We start from the raw sequence: 15,416 nt of genomic DNA on the forward strand, positions 1-15,416 counted from the left end.
GTCTGACCCTTGGCGAGGTGGGGGCCCTGGGGGGAGGGGTTCCCCAGTTCCACAACAAAACGGCGGTGGTGCTCGCCTTTCCGGCGTGAGGGGACGGGGTGGTGCATGGAGGAGCACTGCGCGGACGTGGACCCCAAGGTCACCGAGGAGCGCCTCGCGCTGCTGAGCGTGCTCCAGGAGCTCACCGTCGCGGCCCTCGACCTGCTGGATCCGAACAAGCCCGCCGACTCATTCCTGGACCGGGTCGCGGAGCGATTGGGGTGCATGGTCGCCCTCTGGCTCCAGACGGATGCGCAGGGCCGGGTCCGTCTTCAGGGCACGAGCGGACTCTCCACCGCATCCCGACAGCTCCCGATTCCGTGTCCCTCCGAGTCCCCCCTGGCGCGCGGGCCTGCCGAGCTGGAGCTGCCCTATCCGGAGCTGGCATCGCCGGGACTCGTGCGTTGGTCCGTTCCCATCACGGACTCCGGGCCGGGCGCGGGGCATGTCTCCAGCGCGCTGCTGCTGTACTTCGACCGCGAGCCGCATCTGCCGCGGCAGTACCGCGGCATGGTGGAGCGCCTTGGACGCGTCCTGCGCACCGCGCTCATCCACCGGCAGCTCTTCGCGCGAACCCTGGACAGCGAACGCGATCTCCACCAGCAGAAGACGCTGTTGGAGTCCCTGAGTGAAGCCTCCGTCGAGGGCATCCTGATCGCCTCTCCGGACGGGAGGATCCTCACCCACAACCGCCGCTTCGTGGAGATGTGGGGACTGGAGGAGGAGATCCAATCCGCGTCGAACGCGCTTTTGCTCCGTGCGATCTCACAGCTCGTGGAGGAGCCCGCCAGATTCCTGGCGCGCGCAGCCTCCTTCTTCGAACACGTCAACACGTCGGGACACGACGAGCTTCGACTCAAGGATGGCCGGGTGTTCGACCAGTACAACGCCCCGGTGGTGAGCGCGGACGGTGTCTACTATGGGCGGGCCGTCTACTTCCGGGACATCACCGCCCGGCAGCGCACGGAGCGGGACCTCCAGCGCGAGCGTGACTTCAGCTCGGCGGTCCTGGACACGGCCCGCGCACTGGTGATCGTCCTGGATCCGGAAGGACGGATCGTCCGCTTCAACCGGGCGTGCCAGGAGATGACGGGCTACTCCTTCGAGGAGCTGCGCGGCGCGCATTTCTGGAAGCGGCTCCAGCCCCTGGAGGAAAGGGAGCGGGTCGAGGCGAACTACGCCGTGCTCGCGGCGGGCCAGGGGCACGAACAGTATGAGAGCCACTGGCTGACACGGGAGGGAGAGCTCCGCCTCATCTCCTGGTCCAGCAACGTCCTGCGCGGCGAGACGGGAGCGGTTGAGTACGTCATCGGCACCGGCATCGACATCACCGAGCAACGGCGGGCCGAGCAGGAGCGCGACCAGACCTTTCAGCGTGAGCAGCAGGCGCGTGCCCGGGCCGAGGAGCAGGAGGCGAGATCCGCGCTCCTGGCGGAAGCCTCCGGTCTGCTCGCTGGCGAGCTCGCTCCCGAGGACGCACTGCGCAGCGTGGCCGCGCTGACCGTCCAGCGCTTCGCCGACTGGTGCACGGTCGATCTCCTGGACGCGGACCAGTCCTTCCAGCGGATCACCGAGGCCCGCTCCGAAGCGCTCCGCGCCATGTCACCGGCGAGGGTCCTCTGCTCGCCACCCGACCTCAACGCGGCACATGGGCCCGGAAGGGTGCTCCGCCTCGGCGAGCCAGAGTTCTTCCCGGAGGGTTGCCCCTCCGCGGCACTGGGGTGCATGAAAGACAGCCAGGGGGAGGCGGGAGTTGTCGAGTTCGAATCCTGGATGTCGGTCCCGCTGCTCGCACGGGGCCATACGCTCGGCGCCATCACCCTGGCCCGCTCGGAGGCCGGCGGCCGCTACGGCCCGGCCGAGTTCGCCCTCGCACAGGAGCTGGGCCGCCGCGCGGCGATGGCCGTGGACAACGCCCGCCTGTATCAACAGGCCCAGATGGCGATTGGACTTCGCGACGAGTTCCTCTCCATTGCCTCCCACGAGCTGAAGACCCCGGTCACGTCCCTCCAGTTGTCCGTGCAGGGCTTGATGCGCCTCACCCGGACGGGATCGCTCCGAACCGCGCCGGTGGAAACCGTGACCCACTCGCTCGAAGTCATCGAACGCCAGGCGAAGCGGATGGCGAAGCTCGTCAACACGCTGCTCGATGTCTCACGCATCCATGCCGGACGGCTGGACCTCGAACTCGAAGAGGTGGATCTCGCCGCGCTGGTCCGGGACATCGCGGCGCGCTTCGCCCCCGAGCTGGCCACCTCGGGAACCCGGCTCCTGGTTCACGCCGACACTCCCATGCCGGGCGTGTGGGACCGGTCGCGGCTCGATCAGATCGTCACCAACCTGCTCTCGAATGCCATCAAGTATGGCGAGGGCAGGCCCATTGAAATCCGGGTCGAGGGCGACGCCGTGACGGCCCGCCTGGAGGTCAGGGATCAGGGCATTGGAATCCCAGTGGAACGGCACGTGCGGATCTTCCGCGCCTTCGAGCGCGCGGTGTCGTCGCGCCACTACGGCGGGCTGGGATTGGGCCTCCACATCGTGAACCAGCTCGTCGAACGGCTGGGCGGGTCGGTTCGGGTCGAAAGCGAGACGGGGCGTGGAGCCACCTTCACGGTGGAGCTTCCACGCCGCGGGCCCTCCGTGTCACCACCGGGACGGGAGGGCCTTCCCGACTCCGGGCTTCAATCGTGACGGGCGCCCGCGCCGCTCGTGGCGGGACTGGACTTCTGCCGCAGCGCCTGGGTGCGGGCAATGAAGGCCCCCATGTGCACACCCGCCTGCTCGAATCGGATCGCGGCGCGCTCGAGCGCCTCGTCCAATGACGCGACCACCTCGTGTTGATCCGTGGAAGGCCGGACGAAGCTGGTGACGGCCCTCGCGAGTCTCGCGGTGGCCGAGTTGATCACCACGAAGAATCCCTTGCAGTAATCGCGAGCCAGGTCGGCGGTCTGGGTTTGGTGCTCCGCCAGCATCATCCGCTGTGTATGGGTCAGCGGACGGGACCGGGAGAAATCAATCACCAGGACATAGGGCTCGCGCCTCTTGATGAGCTTGGAGAGGCTCTGGAGAATGCTCTCCATCTCCTTGTCCGTCGTGGTGTCGCTGCGTTGGACGACGACCAGCGGCCAGAGTGATTCGTCGAGGGTGTACATAGAGGAGATGTTTCAATCGGCAGGAGCAGGGCCAGCGCCCTGTATCCGGGAACGCGGTATCGCGTCAGCGGCTTCCGGTGAAACATACCGCACCCGGGTGCCACGGTGTATCACGCCCTGAAACAAGCAGGCGGCCGTGGCGAGGCGACATCAGGGTGGTTTTCCTGTGCGGGAGCCGGGCGACCGGCGCGGGCAGGCGGGGACGTATGATAATAGGAGACCCCATGTCCCACCTTCATCGTCGTTGCTTGCCCGCCGCGGCCTTGGCGTTGGCGGGGTTGCTGACGCTCGCCGGTTGCGAACCGGAGGCCCCCGGGCCTGACGTGGCGGTCCGTGGCGCGGCGTCCTCCCTGAGTGTCGGGCTGGGAGGGGATACCGCCTGCACCTGGGGAAGCCCGGACTGCAACCTGTGCAGCCCGGACGTGCCGCTGCGCTTCCAGCAACTGCGGGACCACGGCGAGGCGCTGGGCTTCCACCCCGGGCCGTTCAACCTCAACGTGGCCTACCCGGGCAGCAACCACTGGCAAGGCATCCAGCGCCTGACGTTGGGCTCCGGCCGCTACCTCGTCGTGTCCAAGCGGGATGACGCGGCCTTGGGGAACGTGGGGCACCTGGTGCGGATGGAGAGCCGCAACGGGGAGGGGCGGCGCTTGCGCTCCAACCGGCTGGCGGTCTCCCCCCAGCAGCCCGAGGACACCGCGCCTCCGGTTGGGGACGTCGCGGTGGCGGCGCTGCCGGCGCCAGGCGGCTACCGCCACGGCGGCGGCATGCAGGCGGTGGGCAACGTCCTCGCCCTGCCCCTGGAGGAAGGGCCGGGCCTGGGCCGCGTCGCGCTCTACGACTTCAACCAGGGCCTGAATCCGAGCCCCCATGCCTACATCCAGGGCCTCACGTCGAACGCGGGCACGGCATCGCTCACGAAGCTGTCGGACGGGCATTCCCTGCTGCTGCTCGGGCAGGCGGACGCGGAGGCGCTGGAGGTCTTCCGCTCCTCGGAAACCGACATCCGCTCCGCGAGCAATCAGTGGCAGCGCGTGGACTTCTGGGAGAAGGCGGAGCTGGGGCAGGGGGAGTGGGGCGCGTTCCAGAGCCTCAACTTCGTGACGGATTGCAATGACTCACAGCTCTACCTGGTGGGCACGCGGCTGGGCGGGTTGCGCTGGGGCGCGGTGAGCGACGACTACGCCCACCTGTACCGGGTGAAGCTCGACGGCCACATGCGCATCGAGCACGTCGCGTCCAAGCACCTGTACTGCAGCAACGACGGGTCGCGGCAGTGCAACCTGGACGCGGCCGCCGGCCTCTTCGTGGGGCCCGACCGCGGCCTCATCCTCTACGCCACCGAGCACGCGGATGACGGCCCTGCCTCGACGGTGAAGATGGTGGAGTTCCGCGGCGTCTGGGCGGACGCCTTCTGCCACGCCGATCTCCAGCGCGCCTACGTGGACTTCTACGACGACTCCGACTTCAGCGACCGGGGCGTCGTCTTCGACTACGAGGACCAGGGATTGAAGAACTGGGCCCGCTTCGACGACGTGGACAAGTTCAACGACAAGGCCTCCTCGGTCCGCTGGTGCATCCCGCCGGGCCATCGCGTGCGGCTCTACAACGACTCCAATTACCGGGGCAGCTACAAGGACCTGGTGGGCGACGGCATGCTCCACGAGGTCAACCTGAACCAGTGGAGCTTCGGGGACAAGGTGTCCTCCGCGCGGTGGCTGGCCTACTGAGAGGCAAAGAGACCCGGCGTCGGCTACCGCGCCTCCGCCGCCTGCTTCAGCGCGGCGATGTCCAGCTTCACCATCTTCATCATCGCGCGGATGACGCGGTCCCGCTTCGCCTCGTCCGGGTCCTGCAACAGCTCCGGCATCAGCGTGGGGACGATCTGCCAGGACAGCCCGAAGCGATCCTGGAGCCAGCCACACTGCGCCGGCTTGCCCCCGTTCGCGATGAGCTTGTCCCACAGCCCATCCACCTCTGCCTGCGTCTCGCAGCTCACGCTCAGCGAAATGGCCTCCGTGTAGGGGGAGTGCGGTCCGCCGTTGAGCGCGAGGAACTGCTGGCCCGCGAGCTGGAACTCGATGGTCAGCACCGAGCCCTTGGGGCCGGGCCCTGCCTCCGTGTGACGGGCGACCCGCAGGACCTTCGAGTCCTTGAAGATGGACGTGTAGAAACCCACCATCTCCTCCGCGTTGTTGTTGCACCACAGGCAGGTGACGATCTTTTGGGGAACGGACATGGGAACTCCTCCTTGGGCTACGGTGGACGCCGCGCCGGCGGGAGGCAGTAGCACGCAGCCAGCCCGCCCCCTGTCCCTCCAGTCGTGCGAGCCCAGGCTTGTGTTCAGGGGGCGCCAGCGGCCCTCATCGGCCCCTCGGCGCCGCTGGGGCCGGGCCGAACCCCCGGACGCTTCAGGAAGGCGCCCGGTGTGAGCCCGACGAGCTCCCGGAAGTCCGCGATGAGGTGCGCCTGGTCGTAATAGCCCGCGTCCGCGGCAATGCGTCCCCACTCCTTCGAGGTCGCCGCCATCCGCACGGCACGCTGCAGGCGAACGGTCCGCGCGAAATCCTTCGGCCCGATGCCGACGTTCTCCGCGAAGGCGCGGCGAAGATGCCGCGACGTGACACCCAGCTGCTTCGCCACGCTCTCCACCTGAACCTCGTCGCCTTCGAGCAAGCGAACCGCGCGGCGAGCGAGCCGTGCCGATGCCGGTTCGAATGTCGGGTGGATCCGCAGGGCGAGCGCATGGGCGAGCCGGTCCATCACCTCTGGCAGTCTTCGCGCCGCGAGGAGCTCAAGGCAGAGGTCGCCGCCCGAGCGGCCCCAGAGGTCTTCTAGCGGGACGATCTGGTCCGTCAGCGTGTTCGCCGCCACGCCCAGCAGCGGCGACGACCAGCCCGGCTTGAACTGAACGATGACCGCCCGCGCGACGCCGGGTGTGTTCTTGAACAGCGCCCGCGTTCGCGGACCCGCGACGCACACATCCCCTCTCCGGCCCTCCTCGAGCACTCGAAAGACAAGCGTCGTTCTTCCGTCGGGCAGCCGTTCGTGACGTGTGTGTCCAGCGACCGGAACGATCGCGCGAACGTCTTCGACGAAGCGGGAGAGCGAGAACGTCAAGGCGGCGGAGTCCATCGTGAGCGGCACTCTCACGCGTCCACCGTGGCCGTTCAAGCCGGCACGGAAGGAACGATGAAATGTCCGGTCCTTCCAATCAGAGGGCCGCGGTGGGCGGTAACAAAGGGGTGGAGGTAACGCATGGGCAGTCGTGCTGGCCGCGCGCCGAGCCCACGAAAGGAAATCCGCGTCATGAGCCAACCGACTTCCGCAGCCCGCATCCCCGGCGCCCCCACGCCCGTCTTCTCCATCAGTCCCGTCGTGCTGCCAGCGCCCGGCCGCGCCGTCGAGCTCCAGGTGCGAGTCTCCGCGCCCGTGACTGGAAGCGAGCTGCCCATCCTGCTGCTCTCGCACGGCCACGGCCGCTCCAACCACCTCTCCTCGTTGAACGGCTACGCCCCACTCGCCCACTTCCTGGCGGCGCACGGCTTCGTCGTGATCCAGCCCACCCATCTCGACTCCAAGACGCTCACCCTCGGCCCCGGTGACCCCGATGCGCCGCTGTACTGGCGAGCACGGGCCGTGGACATGAAGCGCATCCTCGACCAGCTCGACGCCATCGAGCGCGCCGTCCCTGGCATCGCCGGCCGCCTGGACCGAAGCAGGGTGGCCGTCCTCGGGCACTCGATGGGCGGGCACACCGCGAGCCTGCTGCTCGGCGCGCGGCACAAGGATCTCCAGGACGGAACGGAAGTGAACCTCTCCGAGCCCCGGATCAAGGCGGGCGTGCTGCTCGCCGCGCCCGGCAGAGGCGATGCCCTCAGCAAGTTCGCGGCCGACAACTACGCCTTCTTCTCGACCATCGACTTCTCCAGGATGACGACGCCCGCGCTCGTGGTCGCTGGCGACAAGGACGACTCACCCCACCTCACGGTCGCGGGCGCTGACTGGCACGCCGATCCCTACTTCCTCTCCCCAGGCCCCAAGTCCCTGGTCACCCTGTTCGACGCAGGGCACGGGCTGGGCGGAGTCTCGGGATATGACGTCGCCGAGACCACGGATGAGAACCCCGAGAGGGTCGCTGCCGTCCAGCTTCTCTCCTGGGCGTACCTCCGCACCGCGCTCCATCCGGGAGACTCCGCCTGGCAGCAGGCGCAAGACGCGCTGACGGACGCGGCCAACCCGCTCGGGCGGGTCGAATCCAAGTAGGCGGCGGAGGCCATCCGCTTCGCCGCCCCAGCATGCTTCCCCCTCCGGCCTTACTTCTTCGGGGGCGCCTCCACCCCCGAGAAGACCAGCACCTGTTCCGGGAGCCGGGCGCCGCGGATCTCGACCGCTGAGACGGCGCTCTTCAGCTCAGCGAGTTCGGTTGCCGTGAAGCGCACCTCCGCCGCCCCGATGTTCTCAAGCATGTGTGCCATCTGGGTCGTCCCCGGGATGGGGACGACCCAGGGCTTCTGCGCCATCAGCCACGCCAGGGCAATCTGGGCGGGCGTGGCGCGCTTCCGCTCCGCCCAGCGCTTGAGCAATTCGATGAGGGCCAGGTTGTGCGGCAGGTTCTCGGGAGCGAAGCGGGACTCGATGCCGCGAATGTCGCCTGGAGCGAAGCGCGTCTTCGCGTCGATGGCCCCCGTGAGGAACCCCACGCCGAGCGGGCTCCACGGCACGAAGCCGATGCCCAGCTCCTGGCAGAGCGGGAGGATGACCGCTTCGGGGCCTCGCCACAGCATCGAGTACTCGTTCTGGACGGCGCTCACGGGCAGCGCGGCATGAGCGCGGCGCAGCGTCTTCGGCCCCATCTCGGACAGGCCCCAGTGCAGGACCTTGCCCTGGGCCATCAGGTCCTTGACCGCCCCGGCGACGTCCTCGATCGGGACCGCCGGATCGACCCGATGTTGATAGAGGAGGTCGATACGGTCGGTGCGGAGGCGCTTGAGCATGCCCTCGACGGCCAACTTGATGTGGTCCGGGCGGCTGTTGAGGCCCGGGCGGCGCTCGCCCGTTTCAAGGTCGATGTTCCAGCCGAACTTGGAGGCGATGACGACCTTGTCTCGGAACGGGGCGACGCCCTCGCCGAGGATGCGCTCGACCTCATGAGGACCGTACGCCTCGGCTGCATCGAAGAAGGTGACGCCCCGGTCGAAGGCGGTCCGGATGATGTTGTGCATCTCGGGCCGGCTCGGAACCGTGGTCGGGTAGGTGCGGCTCATGTTCTGGACGCCGAGCCCGACGCTGGAGACCTCCAGCGAGCCCAGTTTTCGTCGTCCGAGCGCATTGGGTGCAGGCTGCCTGCCAGGCGCTGCTGGCTTCGTGGAGGCCTGTTCGGCCGCACCACCCAGGAGTGGCGTGGCGGCAAGGGCTCCCGCCGACAGCAGCAAGGTGCGGCGTCCCATCTTGTTCTTGCGTTCTGATTCCATGCGTTACGCCTCGGGGATCGCGACGCCGTAGTTGGCGAGGGTGATGCTGTCGGGGGCCGGTCCGCCGCGGACCTCGGTATCGAGCGCGTCGATCGCGGCCACCTGCTCGCGCGTGAGCTCGAAGTCGAAGACGTCGAAGTTCTCGTGGATGCGGGCGGGCTTGACCGACTTCGGGATCGCCGAGAGTCCCTTCTGCAGATGCCAGCGGAGCATCACCTGGGCCGCCGACTTGCCGCACTGGCGCGCGATCCCGAGCAACGTCGGATCGTCGAACGGGGTCTTCTCGCGGCCCCCGTAGGCGATGACGCCGCCGATGGGTGACCAGGCCTGGGTCGCGATCCCGTGCTTCTCATGCACGCGCTGCAGCGCCGTCTGCTGGAAGTACGGATGCACTTCGATCTGATTCACGGCGGGCACGACGGACGCCGCGCTCAACAGGCGGTCGAGGTGCTCGGGCATGAAATTGCTCACACCGATCGCGCGCACCCTGCCGTCCGCGAGCAGCTTCTCAAGCGCCCGCCACGCTTCGAGGGTGCGGTCGAATGCCGACGACAGTGGCTGATGCAGGAGCAGGAGGTCGAGCCGCTCGACGCCGAGCTTGCGGGCGCTCTTGTCGAACGCGTGCAACGTTGCTTCGTAGCCGTAGTCGCTGATCCAGACCTTCGTCTCGATGAACACCTCGTCGCGGGCGATGCCGGAGCGACGGATGCCTTCACCGACCTCGCGCTCGTTGAAGTACGCGGCGGCGGTGTCGATCAGCAGGTAGCCGGTCCTGATGGCTGCCTCGACGGCACCCACGGTTTCGGCCGGCGGGCTCTGGAAGACGCCGAGCCCGAGGGCCGGCATCCGTACGCCGTTGTTGAGGGTGATGGAGGGGTTCTTCGTGCTCATGGTCCTGCCTTCCCTGCGCGTCCGTTGCGCGGTTGGCGGCAGGCCTCGACTCAAGGCGCCGCACCGATGCGAAGAACGTACCCAGGCGGACTGCACGGAACTACGTAGCGGGAGGGCAAAGGGCTTTAAAGCCGCGGTTGAAAATGCCCCTGCCAGGGTAGGACTACGCCTTGCGTACCGGGTAGCGCAGGTGTGTCACGCCGACGCCCGGAATCACCGTCGGGTTGCCAAGGACGGCTGGCGTGCCGGCGAGGTGGTCAAAGAGTCGAACTCCGGAGCCAAGAAGAACCGCCGCGATGTCGATGTGGAGCTCGTCGAGGAGACCCGCATTCAGGCACTGCTGGATGGTGTCAGCGCCGTGGACCCCAACGGACTTGCCGGCGGCGGCGGCCTTGGCCTGGTTCACGGCGCTTTCGATGCCGTCGGTCACGAATTGGACGGTCGAGTCGGGTCGCGGCCATCCGGCGGGGATGTGGTGCGTCAGGACGAATGCGGGTCCCCAAGCGTGATTTCCGCCCCAGCCGTGGGCGACCTCGAAAGTGCGTCGACCGGTGAGCACGGCACCCAGTTCGGACCAGAGACCGCGAAGGTGCTCGGCGCTCGGACCGGACACCTTGAACGTCATGGGGTCCGACCCTCCGGTGTGGAACTCGACGTCCCCCGAGGCGAAGTACCAGTCGAACACTTCGGCCACGCCATCGTTGGGGTCGGCGACGTAGCCGTCGAGCGACATGGACATGATTGCGACGACCTTCGACATGGCGCTGTTCCTTTCGAGGGGGAGACTGCGTTCACAGGTCAGGCGTCCGCTGCGCTCGCGACGTCGGTGAGCGCCCCGACGAGGGTCTCCAGCTCCCATTCGATGGCGAACGCGGCGGCCTGCATCCGCGCGGGGGGCTTCGAGGGGCTGGCGAGCAGTCCCCGGGCGCGGCGGAGGGCGGCCGCGAGCCCCTTCGCATCGAGGAAGAGGAGCGTCCCCATGAGCCCCTGGCACAAGCGCTCGTAGTCTTCACGTGCGCCGACCGTGAGCGCCGCCATGAGCGCCGGACGGGCCTGCTCCAGCTCCTGGAGGGTCAGGCGGGCCAGCGCCGCGCGCGCCTGGGGGTCTCCCGCGGCTCGCTGCCCGAGCTTCGCGAAGCTGAAGTCCGGCGTCATGGCCAGCGGGTCGTCGGCGGACCCGGTGGGCACGGGGGGCTCGGGTTGTCGGGTGACCGATGCCGGCGTGCGCGCGGGCCCCTCTGGAAGCTCGCGCGAGGTGCACCGCGCCATCTTCTGGAACAGGACGTCCGCGTCGAAGGGCTTGCCGATGAAGTCGGTGAAGCCGGAGGCCAGGATGCGGCTCTCCTGCCAGGCCCGCGCGGAGGCGGAAATGGCGATGACAGGCAGCTTGCGCAGCCGCTCGTCCGGGGACTGCCGGAGGACCTTCAGTGCATCGAAGCCACCCAGCTCCGGCATGTGCAGGTCCATCAGCACGAGCTCGTAGTCGGCTTCGCGCAGTCGCTCCACCGCCTGCTGCCCGTTCTTGACGGCGTCGAACACGACGCCCCAGTGCTCGAACCAGCGGGCGAGCACGTAGGTGTTGACCTCGCTGTCCTCGACCACGAGCACCCGCAGGCCCCGGAGCACCTGCGTGGGCGACGCGCGGACAGGCGCCGTGTCGGGGATGCCCGCGCAGGCCTTCAGGCGCAGGTCGAAGGAGAAGCAGGTTCCCTTTCCGAGCTCGCTCGCTACGACCATCTTGCTGCCATGCAGCTCCAGCAGCTTGCGGCTGATGGAGAGGCCCAGGCCCGTGCCTCCGTACTTCATCCCGATGTCGTAGTTCGCCTGGGCGTACTCCTCGAAGATGGCGGAGACGCGGTCCGGGGAGATTCCAATCCCCGTGTCGTTCACCTGGAAGGCCAGGTCGCACGCATCGCCGTCGCGGGCCCGGACGACGACGGAGACCGTGACGCCGCCCTTCTCCGTGAACTTGAGGGCGTTGCTCACGAGGTTCGTGAGGATCTGCCCGATCTTGACCGGATCCCCCAGGAGACAGGAGGGAAGCCGCGCGTCGAGCTCCACCTGGAGCCGGAGCTTCTTCTCCTCGGCCCGAGCGGCCTGGCCATTCACGATGCCGCTGATCAGCTCGCGGGGATCGAATTGACGCTGCTCCAGCGAGAGCTTGCCGGCCTCGATCTTGCTCCAATCGAGGATGTCGTTGACCATCGCGAGCAGGTTGCCGGAGGACGCGCCGAGGATGCGCAGGTACTTCTCCTGCTTGTCCGTCAGCGTCGTCATCCCCATCAGTCGGGTGGCGGCGGTGATGGCGTTGAGGGGGTTGCGGATCTCATGGCTGAGGGTCGCCAGGAGGCCCGCCTTCGCCTGGGCGAGCTGCTCCGCCTTCCGGCGGGCCTGCAGCAGCTCGCGCTCGTAGCGCTTGCGGTCCGTCATGTTGAAGACGGTGGTCCGGACGGAGCGGGGCGCGCCCAGCGCATCCCGCGTCTGCACGGAGTTGATCAGCACCGGGAGCGGGGGGCCCTTGGCGCAGACCAGCTCCAGGGAGAGTTCGTGGACGAACCCCTGCATCTGGAGGAGCGGCGCGTAGTGCGTCTCATGGAAGATGCGGCCCGGGACCGTGAGCAGCTCGGAGAACCGCTTGCGCCCGATCAGGGCTTCTCTTGAGTGGCCGGTCCAGGTCAGGAAGGTCTGGTTGACCTTGACGATGCGCCCCTCGGGGGTCGTCGAAAGGTAGCCGCACGGCGCGTGCTCATAGAGATCCTCCGCCGACTCCTCGAACGGCGCCCCTCCGGCTCCGATGTCCTCCGCGTCATCCGGCATCGTCGCGCTCAGGCGCCCAGATACGCTTTCATGGCGGCGACGGTTTCCCCGGGAGCGCTCAGGTTCGGGCAGTGACCGGTCGCCTTCAGGAGGACCAACTCGGCGGCGGGCAGTTGCCGGCACACGTACTCGCCCACCACCTCCGACGCGATGACGTCATTGGCGCACTGGAGGACCAGGGACGGCGTCCTGACCTTGGGCAGGTCGGCCCGGTGGTCCGACAGGAAGGTGACGTGCGCGAAGTGCTTCGCGATCTCCGGATGCGTCCGGCAGAAACTGTTGGTGAGCTCCTCGCCGAGTTCGGCCCGGTCCGGATTGCCCATGATGACGGGCGCCATCGTGCTGGACCAGCCCAGGTAGTTGTCGTCGAGCGACTCCAGCAACTGCTCGATGTCCTCGCGCGAGAAGCCGCCAACGTACCCCTCGTCGTTGATGTAGCAGGGCGACGGACCGACGAGCACGAGCTTGTCGAAGCGCTCCGGCTCCTGGATGGCCGCCAGCACCCCGACCATCGCGCTCACGGAGTGACCGACGAAGATGACCTTTTCGAGGCCCAGCTCTCGGCAGAGCTCCAGGACGTCGTCGGCGTAGCCCGCCAGCGTCCCGTACTTCGTGCGGTCATAGGCGGCGATGTCCGAACCGCCGGCCCCCACGTGGTCAAAGAGGACGGTGCGGTAGTCCCGTTCGAACTCGGGCGCGACGAACCGCCACATGTTCTGGTCGCAGCCGAAGCCGTGGGAGAAGACCATGGGCTGGCCGCCCTGACCCTTCACCTTGACGTTGTTCCGAGCAAGCACACCCATGCGCGCCTCCAGCAGTGAAGTGAAGTCCCACGTTCACTCCTGGGAGTACGGCCCCCGGCAGCAATCGCGTCTCCGCGGAAGTGACCGCGGGCCTGACTTCATTGTCCACTGCCCGGATTTCTGGCTCGTGTCCGGTTTATTTGGAGGGTGTGGCCGCGCGGATTGAAGTGACCGCGGAAATCATCAGGAACAGCGGTCAGCGAGGGGCTTCAGGGAGCGCTCGCCCGCTGCGGCGGCGAGCCGCTCGAGCCTCACCCCTTCAGGAACGTGCCGTGAAAGCCCAGCGGCAGCGCACGCGGCAGCGTGGCGAGCGCCACGGGCCCATCGTCCAGGTGCTCCGCGTCGAAGGCCGCCAGGCGCGTGTGACCGCGCGTGCAGTCCAGCGACGTGCCCAGCAGCCAGCCCTGGCCCTCCCGGGGCCCCGACGGAACGAAGAGGTGCTCCTCGGCGATGATGCCCGGGCCGTAGTCGAAGCGCTGCACCCGGCCGCGCTCGACGTCGATGCGCGCGATGACGCCGCCGTGCGGCAGCGCGGTGTCCTCGCTCTCGAGCACGACGAAGTGCGCGCTCCCGCGCCGGCCTGGGACGCGGGGGTCCACGACCGGGAACTCCGCGCCGTGGGGGCTGCGGAGGATGCGCCCCTCACCCGCGCCCAGGGGAATCTCCAGCTGTGCCAGACGCGCCGGGGAGAGACCCTTCACCCGGCCCTGGATGTCCTGGTCCACCGTCAGGTGCATGAAGTGCGAGTCCTCGTACCAGCAGGCATACGCGCGCAGCCGGTCTCCGTCCTCCCACGCGTGGCCAAAGTGGAAGACGAAGCCGGCGGGCAGCTCCCGCCGCACCACGCGCGTCAGGTCGGCCTTGTCCACGACGAGCACCGTCGAGCCCAGCGCCGGCTGCCATGCCTCCTTGTCGAACCACGTCATGCCGCGCGCTTCGTCCCACAGCAGTGGCGCCAGCACCACGATGAGGTGACGCTCCGTCTGCGCGAAGGCGTGCGCGTAGCCGGGCATGGGCATGGGCAGGGACGCGGACTGAAGCATCCGTCCGTCGGCGCTGAAGTGGTACAGCAGCATCAGGCCCGTTTCGCCCGCGTACGGCGCGAGGCCGAAGTTCCAGGAGCTGCCGTCGCGTTCGGGCAACGGGTGCGCGGAGAAGGGCACACCGGTCAGCTCCGGGGACCAGTCCTTCGTGCCGCGCGTCTCCAGCGTCGCGGGGTCCAGCCGGTATGCGGAGCCCCCTTCCCAGAGCGCGAGCAGCTCGCCGCCCACCATGAGCACCGACGTGTTGGAGGTGTTGTAGCCATCGTTGCCGCGCGCGGGCAGCTCGGCGGTGCCCAGCGCGTAGTGGCCCAGTCGCTCCTCGTTCTGGAACTTGTAGGTCGACACGAAACGCCCCTGGTGCGTGACGCCGCGCGATGAGACGCGGAACGCCTGCACCATGCCGTCGCCGTCGAACCAGTGGCGCACGCGCTGGCCCGCGCGCTCCAGCCGGGCGGGGCCATTGCGGTACAGCGTGCCGTGCAGCGCGTCCGGGAAGCGCCCGGCCACGCGCGCCTCCACGGGCGCCAGCGCGTCTGTCGTCACGGAGCGCCAGCCCAGAGCCCAGTCGGGGGCCGCGGGCGGCGCGGCGGCGGGACGCAGGCCCGAGGCGCAGCCGGTGAGCAGCGCGGCGCCCATCCCCTGCAACAGTGTGCGGCGGTCCATGGCGCGAACCCTCAGAACACCGTCAGGGTGAGCGTCGTGCCGTCGGCGCTCAGCGTGAACTTCGCCTCGTCGAACTTGGGCTTTCCGCGAGCGCCCACGTTGTTGCTGAAGCCGTAGTCCTCCTTGGGGATGCCGATGAAGTTGGTGTCGAGCTTCGTGTTGTCATTGGCGTCGTGGAACAGGCTCACGGCGTAGGTTCCCGGCGCGAGGTCCGGAATGGTGACGGTCAGCTTCGCGTCCGTCACCTCCACGCTGCGCACGGCCGCGGGCTTGCCCTTGTCGTTGAATGACGCCGCGTCGGCGTGCACGGCGATGAGGACGTGGCCCGTCTTCTTGCTCAGGCCCTGGATGTCCAGGGTGAGCGTCGCGGCGTGGGCGTTGGCGGCCAGCAACAGGGCCGCGGTGAACAGGCTCTTCATGGTGTGCCTCGGGGTGCGGCGGGTGGATGCGAGGCAATATGAAGGGCCGTGCCGGGCGGCACATGTGCCTGAAGTCACATGGGGGCGCTTTTCGGAGGAGATGTCGCCGGGTGGG

General features: G+C 68.4%; 13 protein-coding genes. 3 read left to right on the forward strand and 10 right to left on the reverse strand.

Annotated features, from left to right (window positions below):
- Positions 1-105 precede the first annotated feature (105 nt).
- Positions 106-2,730, forward strand: coding sequence for a PAS domain-containing sensor histidine kinase (locus tag D7Y13_RS25945; RefSeq protein WP_120585244.1), 2,625 nt, complete (start codon positions 106-108; stop codon positions 2,728-2,730).
- Here D7Y13_RS25945 and D7Y13_RS25950 read toward each other — a convergent pair.
- A complete protein-coding gene (locus D7Y13_RS25950) occupies positions 2,721-3,191 on the reverse strand; it encodes a hypothetical protein (RefSeq protein WP_120536362.1) in 471 nt (156 codons plus the stop codon). The two genes, D7Y13_RS25945 and D7Y13_RS25950, sit on opposite strands and share 10 nt — an antisense overlap.
- A 323-nt stretch (positions 3,192-3,514) precedes the next feature.
- Between D7Y13_RS25950 and D7Y13_RS25955 the strand changes: the two genes are divergently transcribed.
- Positions 3,515-4,921: a hypothetical protein gene (locus tag D7Y13_RS25955; RefSeq protein ID WP_147452494.1), complete on the forward strand. Its 1,407-nt coding sequence runs from the start codon at positions 3,515-3,517 to the stop codon at positions 4,919-4,921.
- 23 nt (positions 4,922-4,944) lie between these two features.
- Here the strand turns inward: D7Y13_RS25955 and D7Y13_RS25960 are convergent, their stop codons facing one another.
- Complete coding sequence (locus D7Y13_RS25960; protein ID WP_120536364.1) at positions 4,945-5,430, reverse strand: VOC family protein; 486 nt, start codon at positions 5,428-5,430, stop codon at positions 4,945-4,947.
- 104 nt (positions 5,431-5,534) lie between these two features.
- Complete coding sequence (locus D7Y13_RS25965) at positions 5,535-6,311, reverse strand: helix-turn-helix domain-containing protein (protein ID WP_233595847.1); 777 nt, start codon at positions 6,309-6,311, stop codon at positions 5,535-5,537.
- 189 nt (positions 6,312-6,500) lie between these two features.
- On the opposite strand from D7Y13_RS25965, the gene D7Y13_RS25970 reads away from it, so the two are divergent.
- Complete coding sequence (locus D7Y13_RS25970) at positions 6,501-7,457, forward strand: alpha/beta hydrolase family protein (RefSeq protein WP_120585242.1); 957 nt, start codon at positions 6,501-6,503, stop codon at positions 7,455-7,457.
- Between the two features lie 50 nt (positions 7,458-7,507).
- Here D7Y13_RS25970 and D7Y13_RS25975 read toward each other — a convergent pair whose 3' ends face one another.
- From D7Y13_RS25975 to D7Y13_RS26005, 7 genes are all read right to left on the reverse strand, one after another.
- Positions 7,508-8,665 (reverse strand): aldo/keto reductase, encoded by a 1,158-nt coding sequence (locus D7Y13_RS25975; protein ID WP_120536366.1) that lies wholly within the window; start codon positions 8,663-8,665, stop codon positions 7,508-7,510.
- A gap of 3 nt (positions 8,666-8,668) precedes the next feature.
- Positions 8,669-9,556, reverse strand: coding sequence for an aldo/keto reductase (locus tag D7Y13_RS25980; protein ID WP_120585241.1), 888 nt, complete (start codon positions 9,554-9,556; stop codon positions 8,669-8,671).
- Positions 9,557-9,719: 163 nt separating this feature from the next.
- Complete coding sequence (locus D7Y13_RS25985) at positions 9,720-10,316, reverse strand: dihydrofolate reductase family protein (protein WP_120585240.1); 597 nt, start codon at positions 10,314-10,316, stop codon at positions 9,720-9,722.
- A gap of 38 nt (positions 10,317-10,354) precedes the next feature.
- Complete coding sequence (locus D7Y13_RS25990; RefSeq protein ID WP_120585239.1) at positions 10,355-12,373, reverse strand: PAS domain-containing hybrid sensor histidine kinase/response regulator; 2,019 nt, start codon at positions 12,371-12,373, stop codon at positions 10,355-10,357.
- An 8-nt stretch (positions 12,374-12,381) separates the two neighbouring features.
- Complete coding sequence (locus D7Y13_RS25995) at positions 12,382-13,176, reverse strand: alpha/beta fold hydrolase (RefSeq protein WP_120585238.1); 795 nt, start codon at positions 13,174-13,176, stop codon at positions 12,382-12,384.
- Positions 13,177-13,427: 251 nt separating this feature from the next.
- The gene (locus D7Y13_RS26000) at positions 13,428-14,882 is read right to left on the reverse strand and encodes a carotenoid oxygenase family protein (protein WP_120585237.1); all 1,455 of its coding nucleotides are present in this window, start codon (positions 14,880-14,882) and stop codon (positions 13,428-13,430) included.
- A gap of 11 nt (positions 14,883-14,893) precedes the next feature.
- Positions 14,894-15,301 carry a DUF2141 domain-containing protein gene (locus D7Y13_RS26005; protein WP_120536372.1) on the reverse strand — a complete coding sequence of 136 codons (408 nt, stop codon included), beginning with the start codon at positions 15,299-15,301 and terminating at the stop codon, positions 14,894-14,896.
- Between the last annotated feature and the right edge of the window lie 115 nt (positions 15,302-15,416).

Origin of the sequence: Corallococcus praedator, from assembly GCF_003612125.1 — a bacterium.
Taxonomy (GTDB): Bacteria; Myxococcota; Myxococcia; order Myxococcales; family Myxococcaceae; genus Corallococcus; species Corallococcus praedator.